This window comes from Ruegeria sp. G10, assembly GCF_056533645.1.
The window spans coordinates 1-18,561 of record NZ_JBQFOQ010000020.1 but is presented as its reverse complement, the minus strand read 5'-3'; the positions used below and the strand labels follow the sequence as shown (position 1 = coordinate 18,561).

At 58.5% G+C, this 18,561-nt stretch carries 21 protein-coding genes; 4 read left to right on the top strand and 17 right to left on the bottom strand.

All coding sequences use genetic code 11. From position 1 onward, the window contains the following. Positions 1-155 precede the first annotated feature (155 nt). The gene (locus ACR0KM_RS20525; RefSeq protein WP_480858525.1) at positions 156-1,487 is read left to right on the top strand and encodes a UDP-glucose dehydrogenase family protein; all 1,332 of its coding nucleotides are present in this window, start codon (positions 156-158) and stop codon (positions 1,485-1,487) included. A gap of 80 nt (positions 1,488-1,567) precedes the next feature. Here ACR0KM_RS20525 and ACR0KM_RS20520 read toward each other — a convergent pair whose 3' ends face one another. From ACR0KM_RS20520 to ACR0KM_RS20500, 5 genes are all read right to left on the bottom strand, one after another. Then, a complete protein-coding gene (locus ACR0KM_RS20520) occupies positions 1,568-2,764 on the bottom strand; it encodes an acyl-CoA reductase (RefSeq protein WP_480858523.1) in 1,197 nt (398 codons plus the stop codon). After that, positions 2,757-3,803 carry a LuxE/PaaK family acyltransferase gene (locus ACR0KM_RS20515; protein ID WP_480858521.1) on the bottom strand — a complete coding sequence of 349 codons (1,047 nt, stop codon included), beginning with the start codon at positions 3,801-3,803 and terminating at the stop codon, positions 2,757-2,759. The genes ACR0KM_RS20520 and ACR0KM_RS20515 overlap by 8 nt, the downstream gene beginning before the upstream one ends. Then, positions 3,800-4,687, bottom strand: a complete 888-nt coding sequence (locus ACR0KM_RS20510) for an iron-containing alcohol dehydrogenase (protein ID WP_480858519.1) — start codon at positions 4,685-4,687, stop codon at positions 3,800-3,802. The genes ACR0KM_RS20515 and ACR0KM_RS20510 overlap by 4 nt, the downstream gene beginning before the upstream one ends. Positions 4,688-4,748: 61 nt before the next feature. Beyond that, complete coding sequence (locus ACR0KM_RS20505; protein ID WP_480858517.1) at positions 4,749-4,991, bottom strand: hypothetical protein; 243 nt, start codon at positions 4,989-4,991, stop codon at positions 4,749-4,751. Positions 4,992-5,006: 15 nt separating this feature from the next. After that, a complete protein-coding gene (locus ACR0KM_RS20500) occupies positions 5,007-6,200 on the bottom strand; it encodes an AMP-binding protein (protein WP_480858516.1) in 1,194 nt (397 codons plus the stop codon). A 198-nt stretch (positions 6,201-6,398) separates the two neighbouring features. On the opposite strand from ACR0KM_RS20500, the gene ACR0KM_RS20495 reads away from it, so the two are divergent. From ACR0KM_RS20495 to ACR0KM_RS20485, 3 genes are all read left to right on the top strand, one after another. After that, the gene (locus tag ACR0KM_RS20495) at positions 6,399-7,214 is read left to right on the top strand and encodes a polysaccharide deacetylase family protein (RefSeq protein WP_480858513.1); all 816 of its coding nucleotides are present in this window, start codon (positions 6,399-6,401) and stop codon (positions 7,212-7,214) included. After that, positions 7,211-8,074 (top strand): GNAT family N-acetyltransferase, encoded by an 864-nt coding sequence (locus ACR0KM_RS20490; RefSeq protein ID WP_480858512.1) that lies wholly within the window; start codon positions 7,211-7,213, stop codon positions 8,072-8,074. The genes ACR0KM_RS20495 and ACR0KM_RS20490 overlap by 4 nt, the downstream gene beginning before the upstream one ends. A gap of 68 nt (positions 8,075-8,142) precedes the next feature. Further along, the gene (locus tag ACR0KM_RS20485) at positions 8,143-8,901 is read left to right on the top strand and encodes an FkbM family methyltransferase (RefSeq protein WP_480858509.1); all 759 of its coding nucleotides are present in this window, start codon (positions 8,143-8,145) and stop codon (positions 8,899-8,901) included. Between the two features lie 133 nt (positions 8,902-9,034). Here the strand turns inward: ACR0KM_RS20485 and ureG are convergent, their stop codons facing one another. From ureG to ACR0KM_RS20425, 12 genes are all read right to left on the bottom strand, one after another. Continuing rightward, on the bottom strand, positions 9,035-9,679 hold the full coding sequence (gene ureG / locus ACR0KM_RS20480; RefSeq protein ID WP_480821017.1) for an urease accessory protein UreG: 645 nt from the start codon (positions 9,677-9,679) through the stop codon (positions 9,035-9,037). Continuing rightward, positions 9,676-10,329 carry an urease accessory protein UreF gene (locus tag ACR0KM_RS20475; protein WP_480821019.1) on the bottom strand — a complete coding sequence of 218 codons (654 nt, stop codon included), beginning with the start codon at positions 10,327-10,329 and terminating at the stop codon, positions 9,676-9,678. The genes ureG and ACR0KM_RS20475 overlap by 4 nt, the downstream gene beginning before the upstream one ends. Further along, positions 10,313-10,765 (bottom strand): urease accessory protein UreE, encoded by a 453-nt coding sequence (gene ureE, locus ACR0KM_RS20470; protein WP_480821021.1) that lies wholly within the window; start codon positions 10,763-10,765, stop codon positions 10,313-10,315. Before ureE ends, ACR0KM_RS20475 begins: the two co-directional genes overlap by 17 nt. A gap of 18 nt (positions 10,766-10,783) precedes the next feature. Further along, the gene (ureC, locus tag ACR0KM_RS20465) at positions 10,784-12,544 is read right to left on the bottom strand and encodes an urease subunit alpha (protein WP_480858507.1); all 1,761 of its coding nucleotides are present in this window, start codon (positions 12,542-12,544) and stop codon (positions 10,784-10,786) included. Continuing rightward, positions 12,544-12,849, bottom strand: coding sequence for an urease subunit beta (locus ACR0KM_RS20460; RefSeq protein WP_480821025.1), 306 nt, complete (start codon positions 12,847-12,849; stop codon positions 12,544-12,546). Before ACR0KM_RS20460 ends, ureC begins: the two co-directional genes overlap by 1 nt. Continuing rightward, entirely contained in the window at positions 12,846-13,007 is a 162-nt protein-coding gene (locus ACR0KM_RS20455) for a hypothetical protein (protein ID WP_480858505.1), read from the bottom strand. The genes ACR0KM_RS20460 and ACR0KM_RS20455 overlap by 4 nt, the downstream gene beginning before the upstream one ends. Before the next feature lie 14 nt (positions 13,008-13,021). Then, entirely contained in the window at positions 13,022-13,324 is a 303-nt protein-coding gene (locus tag ACR0KM_RS20450) for an urease subunit gamma (protein ID WP_480821029.1), read from the bottom strand. A gap of 1 nt (position 13,325) precedes the next feature. Then, complete coding sequence (locus tag ACR0KM_RS20445; protein WP_480858503.1) at positions 13,326-14,099, bottom strand: urease accessory protein UreD; 774 nt, start codon at positions 14,097-14,099, stop codon at positions 13,326-13,328. Positions 14,100-14,378: 279 nt separating this feature from the next. After that, positions 14,379-15,500: an aminotransferase gene (locus tag ACR0KM_RS20440; protein ID WP_480858501.1), complete on the bottom strand. Its 1,122-nt coding sequence runs from the start codon at positions 15,498-15,500 to the stop codon at positions 14,379-14,381. A gap of 298 nt (positions 15,501-15,798) precedes the next feature. Beyond that, a complete protein-coding gene (locus ACR0KM_RS20435) occupies positions 15,799-16,638 on the bottom strand; it encodes an EamA family transporter (RefSeq protein ID WP_480858499.1) in 840 nt (279 codons plus the stop codon). Then, the gene (gene pbfA / locus ACR0KM_RS20430) at positions 16,635-17,990 is read right to left on the bottom strand and encodes a (R)-1-hydroxy-2-aminoethylphosphonate ammonia-lyase (protein ID WP_480858497.1); all 1,356 of its coding nucleotides are present in this window, start codon (positions 17,988-17,990) and stop codon (positions 16,635-16,637) included. Before pbfA ends, ACR0KM_RS20435 begins: the two co-directional genes overlap by 4 nt. A gap of 101 nt (positions 17,991-18,091) precedes the next feature. Then, positions 18,092-18,561, bottom strand: a 470-nt coding sequence (locus ACR0KM_RS20425) for an aldehyde dehydrogenase family protein (protein ID WP_480865558.1), incomplete at its 5' end; no start/stop codon positions are given.

The following is an 18,561-nucleotide window of genomic DNA, read 5'->3' as shown; positions in this document are numbered from 1 at the left end:
CAAAGAGGCTAAGGGCGCGCAAACGCACGTTTCTCGTTACGAAGGATCAGATCGCCTGACAACCAGCGCGGTTTTGGTCAGGGATAAAGGTGGCGGACACTCCGCCCGGCAGGGGTCTGCCAGACAGCAGCCCGCCGCATAGAAGGATTTGAAATATGCGTATTGCAATGATCGGCACCGGGTATGTCGGACTGGTCTCAGGCGTTTGCTTTTCGGATTTTGGTCATGATGTGATCTGCGTCGACAAATCCGCCCGCAAGATTGAAATGCTGCAAGCCGGAGAGGTTCCGATTTACGAACCGGGCCTTGACGTTCTGATGACGAAGAACGTAGCCGCTGGTCGTTTGAGTTTTACCACCGATCTTGCCAGTGCGGTTGACGGGGCCGACGCCGTGTTCATCGCCGTGGGTACGCCGACGCGCCGCGGTGACGGACATGCCGACCTGACCTTTGTCATGGCCGCTGCAGAGGAAATCGCCAAAGCGATCACTGACTATACCGTTGTCGTGACCAAATCGACCGTTCCCGTTGGCACCAACCGTCAGGTCCAACAGGTTGTCTCTGCCGCCAATCCCAAAGCTGCGTTTGACGTGGCCTCGAACCCCGAATTCCTGCGCGAAGGTGCAGCGATCGACGACTTCATGCGCCCTGATCGAGTGGTCGTCGGCGTTGAAAGTGAGCGCGCTGCCGAAGTGATGGCCGAGATCTATCGCCCTCTTTATCTGCGTGATTTCCCAATCCTGACCACAGATTTGGAAAGCGCCGAGATGATCAAATACGCTGCAAACGCGTTTCTGGCAACGAAGATTACCTTTATCAATGAGATCGCGGGCCTGTGCGAACGGGCCGGCGGCGACGTCAAAGAGGTCGCCCGCGGCATCGGGCTGGACGGACGTATTGGAAACAAGTTCCTGCATGCCGGCCCGGGATATGGCGGATCCTGCTTTCCAAAAGACACGGCAGCCTTGGCGCGGATTGGTCAGGACCACGCCTATCCGATGCAAATCACCGAGACCGTGATGCGCGTCAACGACGAGGTGAAAAAGCGCATGATCGACAAGATCCGCGAAGCCTGCGATGACAGCTTCAATGGCAAAACCATTGCCGTACTCGGCGTGACCTTCAAACCCAACACCGATGACATGCGCGACGCACCTTCGTTGACCATCGTCCCCGCACTGATCGGAGGAGGCGCGCAGGTGCGCGTTGTTGACCCACAGGGCCGTTCAGAAGGTGAAGATCTTCTGCCCGGTGTTCACTGGATGGACGACCCCTATGCCGCCGCGAAAGATGCTGATGCCGTTGTGCTGCTGACCGAGTGGAACGAATTTCGCGCGTTGAACCTGAGCGATCTGGCAGACGCGATGAAAACTGCACGCATGGTCGACCTGCGCAATATCTATTCTTCAACCATGGTGCTGGGTGCCGGCTTTGACAACTATGTCGGCGTGGGCGTCGGCGAGGCGACAGACAGCAATAACACCTAGCACATCATACCTTTGCGGGTGGGCCCGGGCCTGAATGGTAGGCCCACCTATGCAATCCGCGCGCGCTAGACCTAGAGCAATCAGGCCCCGATCTCTGATTGTAGGAAAAGCCCGCGCCAGAAGTCCTGACCGTCCCAGAACGGTCCAAAATGATGCATCGCACCAACAGGCACCAAACGAAGTACCCGGCTGTCAAACAGCGCGCGCGACCACGTCCGAACGGTATCTGGTGTCGCGATATATCCAACAGTCTGGATATTGTCCGGAAGCAAAGCAATGGCGGCTTCACGAGTTTGAGCCATAATACGTAAACTCATGAGCCCTGGCGTGCCCCCGGATGACGCGCCACCTGCGACAAATACCGCGCTGCCATTCGATGCGCGCGCTGCATAGCTGCCTTCGGCGCGCGCAACCTGTTCTGCCATGAAAGTGTCGGACGCGATATGCACCGGTGGACGTGTCGTGATCCGGTTGTCGCACAGCGCTTTCATGCGATCGGCTATGGCTGTCGCCTGTTCGGCTGTTCCATCGATCAGCACAAGGCTCTGCGGCGACGTGCAGCCCGCCTTCCCATAAACCCTGAACACACGCAACAACGTTTCCAGAGCAGTATCATCAATCGCCGATGGCTCTGCCCAAACCAAAGAACTTTGATCTCGGAAGGCAAAAAACGGCTTACCTGCTTTGTGTGGCAAGGCCTCGACCGCCAAAGCTGCCATATCACTGCCAAAGAATACCCGCGCATCAGCGGTCAAAGACCAGTCTTTGTTGCGCGGGTCGTATCGGTCAAAACACTCGGTTATCAGATTGTCTGTCCAAAGGCGGGTCAGAAGAGGCCCGGCGCCAGCGTTCAGGATCTCCTCTCGCAGTGCGGCTGTCAGATTGACTGACGCCTGACCTGCTTTGGCCAGAACGCGAGCGCCAGTCAGAAGACAAAGGATGGCCGCAAGCGGACCAAGCAGGCTTACATTGTTCGGCAACCAGACTGCTATATTCGAACGCGGGCGCGCCATGCGATAGGGCATCTTGGCTTGTCCGTCACAACGGGAGCCAAAACTGTTGGTGAAGACTGCACGCAAGCTTGCTCCGCGCATGAAACTCAGCAAATACCCCCACTCATCGCGGCTAAATGCGGCGGGGGCACCCCGCCGCGCCATGCGTGCTGTTATGTCGTCATACTCATCACACAGAGCATCCAGCGCGAAAGGCAGCGCAACGTCGATGATGCGGTCGCTTGCGTCGCGGAAACTATGGGGAACAAGCACCGGATCAGACATTTGCGCAACCCCGCGTCTCTGTCTTGAGCAAGCGCCCAAGCAACTTGAATCGGCGACCGGTGCGGCCACATGGACACGGATTGGTGCTGACCTCGCCTTGATCCTCGGTCAGCACATTGTGGTAGGGGCTGCCCCTTGGCGTCACATTCATCAACTGCAATTGCGCCGGGGCATCATAGACCAGACCATGATCAAATGGGTCGCGGCCCAGCACGTCCGCCCATACCGGGACATGCCGCCACCCGGCCGCGCATTCCGGGTAGACTATGCCGTTTTGTTCAACCAACCCATAGTAATCCACCACACATGACCCGGGGCCAGAGATACCCAGCAGCTTTTGCGTCATAGCCCCTTTGGAAACACGCGCGGCCTCAAGCTTTTTCCAACCACCACTATGCACATAGGTGATCTGGACCTCGCGCAGTCGTTTGGCGATGTGCGATGGCATATCGTTCCCCGCCCAAAGCCGCCACAATACCCAGGTGAAGCCATAAACCACGACCGCATCATTGCTGTGCAGGGCATCTTCCAAATGGTCCCATAGGACCGGACTATCCTGTTCCTGCGATGCCAGCCCGAAATACAGCTTGGTTGCAAAAGGACGCAACGCAAGCCCCGCCGCGATACGCGCGCTTACCGTTCCGCGCTGCACCAACGCGGACTTCGTATCCAATATGATCAGAGGTCGTTTCTGGCCGTCGATGTAATCGGCCAGGATCGCCTGACTGCTTTTGGCCTGCAGGTCGCTACTGTAGCGGTCCAAAGCGATCTGACTTGACACATCGGACGACGTGGCGGACGAGTTCAGGACACGCTCGTGCCGGATCGAACCGTCCTGGGTTCGAAAACGCACATGCTTGAATGTCGAGACATGAAGAAACGGCAAGTCTTCAACCCGGCCGACTGGCGAAAAATCCGGAAAGATACGCGCATACTCGGGGCAGTGCGTTTGGTGGAACTGTGTGATCCGGTTCATTTCCGTCAGAAAAGCGGCGTCGTCACGAACCCCGTAAACTGGCATGTCCAGAAGATCGCTCATTGGTTTTGAACCTGCGCAATCAGATCATCAAGAGTGCCGGGGCGTACTGTGGCAACATTCGTACGTGTGCACATATCGCGCAGTATCAGCTTCCAGTTCTGCCGGATCAGAGCGGGCCAATCCAGCGGTAGGCGCAACGCCGGGCCGGAAAGCGCGCTTGCGAATGCCAGCAGCGCATCTTTATCGATGCCTGCAACATCCAGATGTTCAGCCGCCTTGCCCGAGCGCATAAAGTTATAACGCAGAACAGGCGCCAGAAACCCCGAGCACATCCGCGCATGACCCAAACTGTCGCTTCGGCCCAGTCGCACCATTTCGGCGCGCGCGGGCGCCTCGAGCACATGCGCCAACCCGTGCACCAGTCCGACGGATGACTGCGCCTGTCCGGCGCTTGCCAACGCGCTGAGTTCGAACCATTCAGGGTCGGTCGTCACACCCAGCCTCAGCATGCGATGCACCAGATCCGAAAGACTCTGCCGTACTGCGGCAGTTGCCAGAGGTGACAGCAATCCTTCCAGAGCATGAGTGAGGGAATCTCCGACGGACCAGGCGATATCCTCGTCACTCAAACTGTCCAGCGCGAAGGGCAGATACGCCCTGAAATCGGGACGGAACTCAGGCCCTTTCAAAACAGTTTTGGCACCCTGATTGTCCAGAACCGCAATATCGTTGGCCTCAGCGCCGCTGCCAAAGCGCGTCGCGATGGCAAGAAGCTTACATTCCGGGCGGCTGCGCGCCCGCCACGCTTTTGCGGCATCAATGCGCGTCCCCCCACCCAAAACAACCAGCAGTTTGGTGTCCATTGGAATGTCATCGAATACATCAACCACTTGCAGAGACGCCAAAGCCGGAACCCGCGCCGCCGTCGCGGTTCGGCCCGTCATGACTACTTTCTGACCTGAAATCAGATCAACCAATTCTGACGGTTCAAGGCGCGGGGTGCATTCAATCAAATACGACACCCCGAGCTTGCAGGAAACCGACAATATCGGCGACGCTGGACAGGGCGATCGCCTCTTCTTCGCTAGGATGATGCCCAAAAACCTCTTCGATGCCGATCGCAACCGCGACAGTTGCCATCGAGTCCCAGGTCGCTAATCCGTCGCGGGTCAAATCACGAGAGAATTGCCCATCCTCCAGCAACAGAACATCCTCCAGCAGGTCCTGAAGTTTTTCGAGATTGGTCATGAACATCCGTTCCTTTCAAACGCGCTGATCCCAGAGGATTTCCTTGTCTGGCAGCCCCTTAAGGGCCTTCAGGTCAATTTTTGAATTGCTCAGTCTCGGCAGGTTGTCAACGCGAATGATCTGCAAGGGCCAATGCGCCCGCGGATGCGTCGCCCGAATGGCTTGTAGGACAGCGCGCGCGATTGCACGATCGGCGTGTCCCGACAGAAAAAGCTGAACACCGGGTTCGCCCGCGCGATCAAAAGCCGGAACAAGTGCGTATTCCTGTTGCCAGGCTGCCTCAATCGAGCTGCTCAGGCGCAGCAGCGAAACTTTCTCACCATGGCGTTTGAAGACTTCATTCGTGCGGCCTTGTAGCTGCCACAGGCCCGTTTCGTCCTGCTCGGCCCGGTCGCCGGTCCCGATCCATCCATCATCTGCAAACGGCACATAGCCCTCGGGCGTCACAGTACCAAGCGCGGCGTATGGGCTATGGAACATCAACTCGCCTGTCTCGGATTTGCGAAACGAAACGCCTGACAGAAGAGGGCCTAATTGACCGGAAGGTGGTGTGCTTTGAGACCGCACGTTTGTGGTGACATCTTTTATGGCAAGTCGCGGCATGGCTTCGGCACAGCCGTAGTTGTCAAAGAACCGCGCATTCGGGAACAGCTTTGCAAGGTCAGCGCTATGCGCCCACGGAAATGGACTGCCTGCAAACGCAACCGTTTTGACCCGCGGAAAGGACCCGCCCCCCAGCGCTTTCAGCAGAGGCACCTGCGCCGCCACCAGGCAAATCAGCGCCCGTTCGCTGTCGTTCAGGACCCCGACGAGTTTGCCGGGGTCGGACAGCCGCGCGAAAGCCAGAGGTAACCCGATTGATTGCGACAAGACCCATTGGTTCACAAACGAAAAGCAATAGCTCAGCGGCAGAGTCACAACAGCCGTGTCACCTTTGGCTACACCTTGCAGTTTTCCGATCTGGTCGGCGATTGCGCTTGCGCGTGTGCGGCTTGCGACCAGCAGCTTGGGCGCTCCGGTCGAACCCGATGTGCTCAGCAACACATGATCGCGGCGCAATGGGTCCGGCAGCGCCCGCAGCGCACCTTCGATCCAGGTCTCATCCTGATCAAATTGCTGCGGCAAAACTGCGAACGTGTCTGTGCCGGGCTGCCAAAGCCGTTCGAGGCTGTCCAGAAACGCGCTGTTGGTCTGGTCGTACAGGATCATGAGTTTGCCTTGGCCACCTGATCAGAGTTCTTGGTTTGCACCTCTTATCGCCAAGACCCGGAAAATGAAACTCGACCCGGACAGTTTACCTTTGATGCCATCGCGATGCGGCCTGACATCCCAGCTTTTGTGAATGGCGTCTTTGGACCCATTGTAATAGCAATTGGGTTGATACACGAACCACAAGGTCGCGATGCCATGCAGGGCAACAACTCTACACATCCTACCGACGTGCAGACGGACGCAGAAGCGTGGACCGCCCTTGAAGCCGAGCTTGACCAATGGCAGGCGCTGGGTCGGACGGCCACGTTCTGGTGGCGCGACGATGATGCATCGCGCACAGGGCCGCGCCTTGCACGCTTGCTGTCACTGTCGCAGCAAATGAAAGCACCAATCGTTCTGGCCTCGATCCCAGCGACCTCGGACGCGGCCTATGCCGAGGCCGTTCTGAACTGTCCAACGGCGTATGTCGCGCAGCATGGCTATGCTCATATCAACCATGCCAAAGGCAGTGGCGACAAAGGCGCGTGGGAATTGGGTCGCCACAGACCGCTCCAGGATGTACTGGCCGAACTGCGGCGGGGCCGAGATATCTTGCTGGGGCTCTTTGGAGCCCGCCGGTTCCTATCTGTCATGGTGCCACCATGGAACAGGATAGACCCCACCGTGACGCAGAAGCTGACAATGCTGGGATTTAGTGCGCTTTCTTTATGCGATGCGCGTCCGGCGCCCGAAGCGGCACCAGGGCTGCGCCTTGTAAACAGCCATTGTGACCCGATCAAATGGAAAGGCGGCGCACGGTTTACCGGCACCGCCAAATCGGTTTCATTCATCACCAGCCATCTTGCATCCCGTCGAGCCGGAACAGTTGATCCGCGCGAGCCCACCGGGCTTTTGACCCATCATATCGATCACGACGCAGCCACGTGGACTTTCTGCGAAACGCTCCTGTCGCTCCTTTCCGAACACCCGTCAGCCCGGTTCCCATCGCCAGAGGACATCTTTGCCCCATGATCGTCAGGCCCGCCCAGAAAGAAGACACCGAAGCTGCGGTCGCGTTGCTGCATGGCAAAATGAACTCAAAGCTATCGCCGGAACGTTGGCGGGGCATCTTCGATTATGATTGGAATATGCCCAAACCCAACTATGGCTACGTGGCCGAGGCAGATGGGCGTATCGTTGGCTATTTGGGCGCGGTGCATTCGGAACGCGCTCTGCCCGAAGGTCGGCTGAAACTGACGAATATGTGCGCGTGGTATGTCGAAAAAGAGTATCGCGGCAGCGCCGGATTGCTGCTGATGATGAAGGCCACCGCCGACCCCGAGCGGCACTACACAAGCATGACCAGCACGAGCAATCCGCGCACCATGGCGGCATTGCGTGCTTGCGGATTCGCCTCGCTGGACGACTACCGCTGGGACTGGCAGAGGCGCGACGCAGGGTCAAACGTGTTGACCGTAATCACCGATCCGGCAGAAATGGAGCCGCATCTTCGCGCACATGAAAAACGTTACGTCCGGGATATGCTGCGCTATGGCGTACGGCCCGTGCTGATGCAACATCCTGAAGGAGAGAGCTTTGCCATGTTCTCGGTCACCAAGAAGGGTGCAGATCAGCCATGGTGGGATGTGCTGTATATACGCACGCCCAAGGACGGCTTTCTGACCCGGTTTGGACAGGACATCGCCAACAAGCTGTTGCCCTCGGACGACGCGGTTCTGTCCGCTGACCAACGGTTCTGCGGCGGCCAGCCGCTTGACGGCACGCGCATCAAGCTGCCGGCACCCCGTTTTGTGAAATCCAAAAGCCTGAACGGACCCGAGCTGGATCATCTTTACACCGAACTGCAACTGCTCTCGCTCAAGCTAGATTGAATAACCTGCGCTTGGGTGCTGCGTCCAGTTGTGCAAAACAGATCGGGACAACAAATCTGAGGCTGCGGATGTTCACAAATTTCAGAAAAATGTTCTATCGCGCCCGGGGGTATTACAACGGTCGCCTGAACGGTGATCCGTTCCGCCTTGATCCCTACCATTCCAAATTCTGGCGCAAAGCAACCGCAGGAGACTGGGAGCCCGAGACCTTTGCAGTTCTGGACAAGTACCTTTCGCCTGATCAAGACTATCTCGATATCGGCGCATGGGCCGGGGCGACCGTCCTTTATGCCGCCCGCCGTGCACGGCACGTATGGTGTTTCGAGCCTGACCCCGTGGCCTATCGCTATCTGATTTGGAATCTCGAATTGAACGGGATTACCAATGTATCCGCTTTCGGAGCAGCCTTGTGGCATGAAACCGGTGTGATGCGCATGGCCAGCCTGGGTGGAGAGCCTGGTGACTCCATGACCTCGGTGCTGGGCGATACCAGCCAGGGCTCGGATGTCCTGAGCCTCTCTTGGGAGACATTCAGGAACGCTGCAGACCTCAGCAGCGTTTCGTTGGTCAAAATGGATGTCGAGGGTGCCGAGTTCGCGCTGGTTCCATATCTGCGCACGTGGTTGCAGACGCAGCGCCCTGCATTCTACCTGTCCACACACGCCCCTTTCTTAGAAAAACCCGACCGTGCGGATGCGATGCAAAAACTGTCTCAAGATCTTGAATTCTATGACAATTGCAGTTTGGACGGTGTTCAACAGCCGATCCAACAGGCGTTTTCATCGGATCGCGGTCTCAGCCAGTTCCCAAGCTATTTATTCGAGTAGGGACGTCTCGGACAGCACGGCCAAATGAGACGTGCATTGAACGATTATGGCCCAAGGCACGGCACCATTCGATCTTGGTGCCCGTTCGAGACAAAACTGTTGTATTCCCGATGCGATCAGCCTGCGCTGCACCTCAGGCGCTGGTCGCACGGGCTTTTTGGCCAATACTCAACCCGCCTATCTGCGCAACAAGAGATACGATTTCCTCGATACCTTCGCGTTTGCGCAGAGACGAAAACACAAAGGGCCGACCATTGCGCATCTTTGTGGCGTCACGGTTCATGACCTCAAGCGATGCCCCTACATAGGGTGCAAGGTCCGTTTTGTTGATAATCAGAACATCCGACTTGGTGATCGCCGGGCCACCTTTTCGCGGTATTTCTTCCCCCGCCGCCACATCGATCACGTAGAGCGTGATATCCGCGAGTTCCGGGCTGAACGTGGCGGACAGATTATCGCCGCCGCTTTCGATCAGCACCACATCCAGTTCGGGATGCCGCGCCTGCATTTCAGCAACCGCTGCGAGGTTGATCGAGGCATCCTCGCGTATCGCAGTATGCGGGCAGCCGCCGGTTTCTACGCCGATGATGCGGTCCTGCGGCAGGATCTGCATCCGCATCAGGGCCTCTGCATCCTCCTGCGTGTAGATATCGTTGGTGATGACGCCCACGGAACAGACGTCTCGCAGGGCTTCGGAAAGTGCGGCGGTGAGTGTGGTTTTTCCGGCGCCGACCGGGCCGCCAATCCCCACGCGCAGTGGGCCGTTCATGCTGTTCATGTGCGAAACATCCTTGAATACTGGGTTTCGTGTTTCATCGACGCTATGTCCGACAAGAAGGCTGTCGCGCCCAGAGCATCGAGACCCGCGTCAACCGCCTGTTCGGCGACCCGCTGGCACACCGGCGTCAGATCGCGGATCAGGCGTTGGGCATCGGTCTGGCCCAAAGGCACAAGCCGTGTCGCGCAGGTGATCAGGTTCGCCATGAATGCCTGCAGATACATCTGCGCAGTCAATCGCAACGGCAGGGATTGAAGACGCGCCGCGTAGCCAACGGCAACCGGATAGGTCAGATCGTTCAGATTTACGTCCCAAACGCCCCCGGTCACGCTGCTGAATGCTTGGCCCAGTAATTGCGTTTCCATCAACCGCTCGGACGAGGCGCTGAACGCGCGCGCGGTCTGATCAATATGCGCGAGCGTGTCGGGCGCACAAGCCTTGTAGGCGGACGCAAGAAACAAGCAGTCATTCCATCCACTGCCATGTTCGACAACATCCTCAACCCAGCGACCTGCCGAGGCAGAGCATGTAACCGCACCATTTTCGATGGCCCATTCCATCCCGTGCGAATAGGCGAAAGCGCCCACCGGATATGCGGGTGAAAGCCACTGAACCAGTGTCAGTATTTCGGTATCAGTGGGAGTGGCCATGGGTCCTGCCATGCCCATAGGCACCACCTTCAGGGGTAAAGGGCTCGACAGTTTCTGTTATGCGCGCCCCAAGTTTTTCAAGCATGTCGCGGATGACGTGGTCCCGCTGGATCAACAATCGTCCATCCTCGATCTGACAGGGTGTGTGGCGGTTGCCGATATGCCAGGCCAGCTTCAGCAGGTTGTCACCCGTTACTTCCAGCAGGTCTTCGGGCGCCGCAACAACCTCGATCTCGCGCCCGTCCTCAAGGACCAGCACCCCGCCGTGGTCCAACGATCTTGTTTGCGCCAGATCGACCAGAAAGGTCTCGCCCTCATCGGTAGCCAGCATTTTACGGCGCAGGAATCGTCCGTCATAGTCCAAAGACACCTGCGCATGAGCCTGAGCGTGATGGTGATCGTGATAGATACGAGCAGTTTTGATAGCGGTGGTCATCTCGGCCTTCTTCTTGTCTCAGAACATGAAATAGCGCTGCGCCATGGGCAGCACTTCGGCAGGTTGGCAGGTCAGCAATTCGCCATCGGCGCGGACCTCGTAGGTTTCAGGATCAACATCGATCTCGGGCGTTGCGTCGTTCAACAGCAAATCACGCTTACCGATGTTGCGCGTGTTCTGCACGGCGACGGTTTGCTTTGCCAACCCAAGCGTTTCTCCAACCCCTGCTGCCTGCGCCGCTGCCGACACAAATGTGATCGCAGACCGTTCAACCGCGCGACCGTAGGCTCCGAACATCGGTCGACTGTAGACCGGTTGCGGTGTGGGGATAGACGCATTCGGGTCGCCCATCTGCGCACAGGCAATGGTTCCGCCTAGCAATACCATCTCGGGCTTCACTCCGAAAAAGGCGGGGTTCCATAGGACCAGATCAGCGCGTTTGCCTTCCTTGATGCTACCGATTTCGTGGCTCAGGCCATGTGCAATCGCAGGGTTGATCGTGTATTTGGCGATGTACCTCCGAACCCGCAGGTTGTCATTGTCGCCCGTTTCCTCGGGCAGGCGGCCGCGCTGTTTCTTCATCTTGTCAGCGGTTTGCCACGTGCGGATCAGCACCTCTCCGACCCGGCCCATAGCCTGGCTGTCCGAGGCGATGATGCTGAACGCACCCATGTCGTGCAGGATATCCTCGGCTGCAATGGTTTCGCGCCGGATGCGGCTTTCGGCAAAGGCCACATCCTCGGGGATGGATTTATCCAGATGATGGCAGACCATCAGCATATCCAGATGTTCCTCGACCGTGTTGACGGTAAAGGGCCTTGTCGGATTGGTGGATGAGGGCAGAACATGGCTTTCACCACAAATCTTGATGATGTCCGGGGCGTGGCCGCCGCCCGCGCCCTCGGTGTGGAAGGCATGTATGGTGCGGCCTTTCATGGCAGCAACGGTGTTTTCGACAAAGCCGGATTCGTTCAGCGTGTCGGTGTGGATCATCACCTGCACATCCATCGCATCAGCAACCGAGAGACAACAATCGATGGCGGCAGGTGTGGTGCCCCAATCCTCGTGCAGTTTCAGGGCACAGGCCCCGGCGTTGACCTGCTCCTCCAGCGCGGCGGGCAGCGAGGCATTCCCCTTGCCTGCAAAGGCCAAGTTCATGGGAAACGCATCGGCTGCCTGCAGCATGCGCCCGATATGCCAAGGACCAGGCGTGCAGGTGGTGGCCAGCGTGCCATGGGCAGGTCCGGTACCGCCGCCCAACATGGTGGTCAGGCCGGAATGCAGCGCGTCTTCGATCTGCTGTGGGCAGATGAAGTGGATGTGGCTGTCAAAGCCCCCAGCGGTCAGAATACGCCCCTCACCCGCGATGGCCTCGGTGCCGGGGCCGATGATGATATCCACGCCGGGTTGGGTATCGGGGTTCCCGGCCTTGCCGATTTTGGCGATGCGCCCGTCTTTCAGGCCCACATCCGCCTTGTAGATACCCGAATGATCCACGATCAACGCATTGGTGATGACCGTATCCACGGCTCCCTCGGCGCGCGTAGCCTGAGACTGACCCATCCCGTCGCGGATCACCTTACCGCCGCCGAATTTGACCTCTTCACCGTAAAGCAGCGCATTGTCGCCGGTACCCCCGGTCGCGGCAGCACCCGCGCGTTCGGCGGTTAGATCGCGCTCGACCTCGATCACCAGATCGGTATCGGCCAGCCGCAGTTTGTCACCGGTGGTGGGGCCAAACATGGCGGCATAGTCAGAACGTTTGATTGTTGCCGGCATCAGAGCGACCCCATGACCTTTTGATTGAACCCATAGACCTTGCGCGCGCCTCCGATCGGGATCAGCGAGACCTCGCGTGCCTGACCGGGCTCGAACCGAACGGCGGTGCCCGGCGCGATGTCCAGACGCAGCCCGTGGGCCGCAGCGCGGTCAAAGTCGAGCGCCGGGTTGGTTTCGGCGAAATGATAGTGTGAACCGACCTGAACCGGGCGATCGCCAGTATTGGCGACCATCAGGGTGATCGCCTTTGCGCTTGCATTCAGGGTGATCTCACCCTCGCCGGGGAACAGCTCACCCGGGATCATTTGTTCAACTTCACCATCAATGCGATGACGGCCAGCGCGAAAACCGCAAGACCGACGCCCAAAGTCGCGTAGTCTGAACCGTGGGCGTGGACGTTAGTGCTGTTATGGGCGGCGGCTGGGCCAGCAAGTATCAGGGCGGGAAAGAGCATGCGGGTCATATCAGACCTCCTTTTCAGCGAATGGGATTATGTACCGTCACCAGTTTGGTGCCGTCAGGAAAGGTTGCCTCGACCTGAACCTCATGGATCATCTCGGGCACGCCTTCCATGCATTGATCGCGGGTGATGACCGCCGCCCCCGCCTGCATCATATCGGCGACGGATCGGCCATCGCGCGCGCCTTCGACCACCGCATCGGTGATCAGGGCAATCGCCTCGGGATGGTTCAGCCGAACCCCGCGCGCCAACCGTTTGCGGGCGACCTCGGCGGCCATGGCGATCAGCAGTTTGTCTTTTTCGCGTGGGGTCAGATTCATGTCAGAGCATCCAGCATAGGGGAAGAGAGCCATCGTTCAGGCAGCGCAGAACCGGCATCAGTGTTCGGCGCAGGGCAAAACCGGTTTCGGCCAGAAGCCGGACGACCATGAGATCCGGTTGGATCAATGTGGCGCCGGCTGTCTCAGGCAGTATTTGCCGCACACGGTCCAATTGAGCTTCGGCTTTGGAAGAAACCAAGACGACCAGCGCCATCGCACCCGCGCCGCCCGCAATGGCTGCTCTGCTCAGATGAGAGTCAAGATCGCCACTGAACCGCATCACATCCAGAAACAGCGGCTTACCATCACGCCGAAGTTCAATCCGGTCGCGCAGGCGGACCTGCGTCAGGGTTTCCCCCATCGCTTTGCGTCCGAAGATCAGCGGTTCGACCAGCAAGGTGGCGGCATCCGGCGCAAGGTCGACAAGCAGGTGCCGATCCAGAGCGCTGCCATCGAACAAGATCAATTCTTGCGGCAACCAGTTCAAACGCGCTCCGGCATCGACGACCAGGTGGTTCACAATCTGGCCCGACTGCTGCGGCATGGCTTTGTACGCACGCTCGCACGCCTGAGTGGTCACCGTGAGCGTCGTCCCTTTGCCCGCGCGTCCATGAAACCGAAACTTGTCACCGCCGGTAATACCACCTGCGGTATTAAGCAATACCGCATCCAGGGCCGCCCCATCTGCACGTGGGAACAGGCATTTGAACGAACCCGCCTGACGCAACCCATCCAGAACCGAGCGTTTTCCCAACCGCTTCGCACTCAGCTGCACCGACCCCTGCGCACGCGGCGGTGGCGCCGATTGGGTCGGTAATATCGGGGCAAGCTGTGTTATGGCGCACCTGCAGATCGAAGGACTTCGCCATTTGTTTTTCCGTTCAAGCCGCAGAACTCTATCTATCCGGCGCAGGCTCTACGGCTCTACAGCGTATTTGCGTAAGTTTTGGGCGCTCAGGCGCGCTAGTGTCTATAAATTAATCATTCAAGGTTGGCCCACCCTAGCCATCCGGGAGCCATACCCCCACTTCTTCTGATCAGCATTGGCGCTTGATCACCCAAACTCGGCGAGGAAAGCCGAAACCTTCGACAGCCCCGCCCGAAGGATCGCCGGATTGTTGGCGTAACCGATCCGTACACAGCCTTCGAGCCCCAAGGCGGACCCGGGCGTGAACATCACACCGGTTTTCTGAAGCAGCTCAACACAGAACGTCCGCGAAGGGATATCAAGATCATAATGCAACAGCGCGGTCGTCCCCGCCTGGGGTTTGGTCCAGTTGATCCTCGGCTCACGCTCGACCCAAGCCGATAGGATTGCCAGGTTACCACGTGTGATGGCTCGGCTACGGGCCAATATCTTATCGTAGTGCTCCAGTGCGAGCGCTGCAAAGTGATCATCAATCATCCCGACCGAGATGGTGTCGTAGTCCCTGTGCACCGACACAGCCTCGATTAACTCAGGATCAGCTGCGATCCACCCCAACCGCAGACCCGCCAGAGAAAATGCCTTGGACATACCCGACGTCGATATCCCTTTTTCATAAAGGTCCGACACCGCATCCGTCAGGCCAGAGCCCGCCTGTTCGGTGCCGCGATACACCTCGTCACACAGTAACCAAGCGCCAGCCTCGCGTGCGATTTTGACAACCTCAATCAAAAAGGCGCGGTCCATCATGGCCCCTGTCGGATTGTTAGGATTGTTGATCGCGATCAGCCTGGTCCCAGGTGTCGCAGCGGCGCGGAGTTCGTCCAGATCAGGCAGATAGCCGTTCTCGGCCCGCAGGTGAATTTGGGTCACCTCTGCACCGATACTCGCCGGGATCGAATAATGCTGCTGGTAGGTCGGCACAACGGCCACAACCCGGTCCCCACGTTCAACCAGTGTTTTGTGCACCAGCATGTTGGCACCGATCGTGCCATGGGTGACAATGATGTTCTCGCGCGTTTGCTGTTTGTAAAGGCCACAGATCGCATCGCGCAGCCGGTCCGAACCCCGGATCGCTCCGTAGGTCATCTGCAGCCCCAGCAATTCGGACAAATCGTCAGAGTTGCGACCCGAAAGCTTCAGCAATTCGGCGATGGTCAGGCTTTCGACGCAGGTCTCGGCCAGGTTATAGGCGCATCTGGTTTCCCATTCGTCCATCCAGATTTCGACGCCAAAAGGTTCGATCTTCATAGTCTTTTCTTATCCTCTGATGCACGCCCGCAAGGGTTGCCAGTATGTTGTCACCCCGATCCTTATCATGCGCAGGAACATCCGCATATGCGGGCTTGAGCACGGGCTGGCAGCGGTTTGTGATTTTCACAAGTCACATTCAATACGCCCGGACAAAGACGTATGGTCTCGGTTGAACAACACTCTGTGCTGGTGCAGCCTGAGAACCACAAAAACGGTATCGGAGCGCTGCGGGGGCGGCGTTGGGACCGCCTGCTATTCACAAGCGCCCAAAACAGGCATTGGTGCTTCAGACCGTTCAGCCATAAAGCCCGATAGCTGCAACACCTGCGCCCACGATCAGAGCGGCGATGATCCGACGAAACTTGGGCCCTTCTCCGAACCAGATCACCCCCAGCAAGGCGGCGAAAACCACCGAGGTTTCACGCAGGGCTGAAACGATCCCAAGCGGCGCCGCGGATTTGGCATACAAAACCAGGGCATAGGCCAAACCCGAAACCAATCCCCCTGCAAAACCAAGCATTAGCACTTTGGGCGGGGTTGCGCGAACGCGTGGGAAGCGTGTGCCAAAAATGAAGATAACGATCAGGATCTTCGCCAAGAACAGCCAAGTGATATACCCCCCGACGCTGCCCGAAATGCGTATGCCAATCCCGTCCACAACAGTGTAGAACGCGACGATCACGCCAATTCCACAGGCCGCCAACAGCCCCGATCGGGACAGACCTCCAGACCAGACTCCGCGTGAGATCATCAATATGCCCGCCGAGACGCACAAGATACCACCCCAGGCCCGGATCGAGAGCGTCTCGCCAATGAAAAGCTGCGCCATAAGCGCCACCAGTACTGGGGCCAACCCGCGTGAGATCGGGTAGATCAGGCTCAGATCACCAGCGCTGTAGCCGACGTTCAGCAGATAAAAATAACACCAATGCACCACGATCGAGGCGATCATATAGGGGATCGCCTCAGCCGCTGGCGGCACAACCAGGAAGACCGCGAACATGGCGGGCACAAAATGCCCCAGCGCGATCATCGCCAGCGTGACGGTTTTGTCCCCTGCGCCTTTGACCACCGCATTCCAAAACGCATGCAGGAATGCCGCCGTCAGAACAATCAGAGCGATCGAAAGCGTCAAGCGTGGGCCTTTATCGCCGCAATAACGATATCCAGCGCCCGATCCAGATCATTCCGCGAAATGGTCAGCGGCGGAGACAAGGTCAGCACGCAGCCCTGACTGATCTTGAAACTCACCCCGCCATTCAGGCAGTCATAGTAGATATGCTCGGCACAGGTATTGTCGGCCTCGCGTGTGCTGCGGCTTTTGACGATCTCGACCCCAAACATCAGGCCGCGGCCACGGATATCTCCGGCGATCTCGATCTTTGCCAGTTCGGTTTGCAGCCGCCCCATCGCGTGTGCGCCAAGCTCGGCAGAACGGTCCACCAGCCCCTCATCCTCGATGATCTGGATCGTGGTCAGCGCGGCGCGCGCGGTCACCGGGTTCTTTTCGTGGGTGTAATGCCCGATGGCAAAGTCTCCGCACACATCCAGATCGCGGCGCGCAACACAAGCCGCGATGGGCAGGATGCCCCCACCCAAAGCTTTACCCAAGGTCACGATGTCAGGCACAATCTCATCATGCTCAAAAGCGAACATCTTGCCGGTCTTGCCCAGACCGGTCGGGATCTCATCCATAATCAGTAGCGCGCCGTGCCGGTTGCAGGCCTCGCGCACCGATTTCCAGAACCCCGCCGGCGGCACATAAGGCACCGCGCGCATGGGTTCCGCAATGACGGCGGCCACATCGCCCTCGCGCTCCAAGGCGAATTCAACCATCTTGGCGCAGGCCAGACCGCAGGTTTCGGGTCCGGCGTGGTTATACGGGCAGCGATAGCAGGCGAAGGGTGCCACATGCTCGGCCCCCGGCATCAACGGCCCGGCGATATGGCTGCGGAACGTGGCCTCGCCACCGACCGAGGCCGCGCCAAAGCCCGCCCCGTGAAACGCATCCCAGAAGCTGACGGTCTTGAACCGGCCAGTTGCGGCGCGCGCGATCTTCAGCGCCACCTCGTTGGCGTCTGACCCACCAGTGGTGAACAAGGTCTTGCCCAGATCGCCGGGGGCGATCTCAGCCAGCTTTTCCGCCAATTCCACCGCTGGATCATTGGTGAAGCGACGCGGCGCAAAGGGCAGATCATCCAGCTGGACCTTAATCGCTTCGACAAGACGCGGGTGACCATAGCCAATGTGATGGACCGAATTACCATGGAAATCCATGTAACGGCGGCCGTCCATATCTTCGATCCAGATGCCTTCCGCCTTGGCGATCGTACTGACGCAGGGGCTGGACAGGCTTTGATGCAGAAACGCATCTGAATCTCGTTTCAGCAGCGGCGCAGAGCGTGGGCCAATCGACGACTTCAACCACGATTTGCGCGCATCCGAGGTGTTGGACTCGCCTTCGGTGTGGGTGATGCTGACTGACATATGATCCTCGATTCTGGCTTGCATCCGCTGAAATCAAAAGCGCGAGGCCCCATTGAGGACCCCGCGAGTTAGGGAGAAATTCAGGTGCCTCTCCTCCCTGCTCACCTTGGCCATGGCAGGGAGTATGTTTTGACGTTAGTGAAGAACTTGATGGCTTCGATGACGCCTTCTTTGACGCCGTTGCCGGAGTCTTTGATGCCGCCGAAGGGGGACATTTCGATGCGGTAGCCGGGTTGTTCCCAGATGTTGCAGGTGCCCACGTTGAGCCCGTTGATATAGGCGATGGCGCGGTTCAGGTCGTTGGTGCAGACGCCTGAGCTGAGGCCGAACTCGGTGGAGTTCGAGATCGCCATGACCTGCTCGTCGTTGTCGGGTACGCGGACGATGGGGATGATGGGGCCGAAGGTTTCTTCCATCACCAGTTCGCTGTCATGGGGCACCTTGTCGACCACGATGGGTGGCAGCAGCGCGCCCTGGCGACCGGGGTGATAGAGGATTTCTGCGCCTTCTTTCTCAGCCTGATAGACGCGGTTCTCGAACACTTCGGCGGCCTTGTCGTGGATCACGCAGC

Excerpts from the sequence above, each read along its gene's own strand:
- ACR0KM_RS20510 (WP_480858519.1), bottom strand. The coding sequence starts at position 4,687 with ATGACGGGCCGAACCGCGACGGCGGCGCGGGTTCCGGCTTTGGCGTCT.
- ACR0KM_RS20520 (WP_480858523.1), bottom strand. The coding sequence starts at position 2,764 with ATGTCTGATCCGGTGCTTGTTCCCCATAGTTTCCGCGACGCAAGCGAC.
- ureE (WP_480821021.1), bottom strand. The coding sequence starts at position 10,765 with ATGACCACCGCTATCAAAACTGCTCGTATCTATCACGATCACCATCAC.
- ureC (WP_480858507.1), bottom strand. The coding sequence starts at position 12,544 with ATGCCGGCAACAATCAAACGTTCTGACTATGCCGCCATGTTTGGCCCC.
- ACR0KM_RS20475 (WP_480821019.1), bottom strand. The coding sequence starts at position 10,329 with ATGGCCACTCCCACTGATACCGAAATACTGACACTGGTTCAGTGGCTT.
- ACR0KM_RS20515 (WP_480858521.1), bottom strand. The coding sequence starts at position 3,803 with ATGAGCGATCTTCTGGACATGCCAGTTTACGGGGTTCGTGACGACGCC.
- ACR0KM_RS20455 (WP_480858505.1), bottom strand. The coding sequence starts at position 13,007 with ATGACCCGCATGCTCTTTCCCGCCCTGATACTTGCTGGCCCAGCCGCC.
- ACR0KM_RS20460 (WP_480821025.1), bottom strand. The coding sequence starts at position 12,849 with ATGATCCCGGGTGAGCTGTTCCCCGGCGAGGGTGAGATCACCCTGAAT.
- ACR0KM_RS20490 (WP_480858512.1), top strand. The coding sequence starts at position 7,211 with ATGATCGTCAGGCCCGCCCAGAAAGAAGACACCGAAGCTGCGGTCGCG.
- ureG (WP_480821017.1), bottom strand. The coding sequence starts at position 9,679 with ATGAACAGCATGAACGGCCCACTGCGCGTGGGGATTGGCGGCCCGGTC.
- ACR0KM_RS20440 (WP_480858501.1), bottom strand. The coding sequence starts at position 15,500 with ATGAAGATCGAACCTTTTGGCGTCGAAATCTGGATGGACGAATGGGAA.
- ACR0KM_RS20500 (WP_480858516.1), bottom strand. The coding sequence starts at position 6,200 with ATGATCCTGTACGACCAGACCAACAGCGCGTTTCTGGACAGCCTCGAA.
- ACR0KM_RS20485 (WP_480858509.1), top strand. The coding sequence starts at position 8,143 with ATGTTCACAAATTTCAGAAAAATGTTCTATCGCGCCCGGGGGTATTAC.
- ACR0KM_RS20450 (WP_480821029.1), bottom strand. The coding sequence starts at position 13,324 with ATGAATCTGACCCCACGCGAAAAAGACAAACTGCTGATCGCCATGGCC.
- ACR0KM_RS20495 (WP_480858513.1), top strand. The coding sequence starts at position 6,399 with ATGCAGGGCAACAACTCTACACATCCTACCGACGTGCAGACGGACGCA.
- pbfA (WP_480858497.1), bottom strand. The coding sequence starts at position 17,990 with ATGTCAGTCAGCATCACCCACACCGAAGGCGAGTCCAACACCTCGGAT.
- ACR0KM_RS20505 (WP_480858517.1), bottom strand. The coding sequence starts at position 4,991 with ATGACCAATCTCGAAAAACTTCAGGACCTGCTGGAGGATGTTCTGTTG.
- ACR0KM_RS20525 (WP_480858525.1), top strand. The coding sequence starts at position 156 with ATGCGTATTGCAATGATCGGCACCGGGTATGTCGGACTGGTCTCAGGC.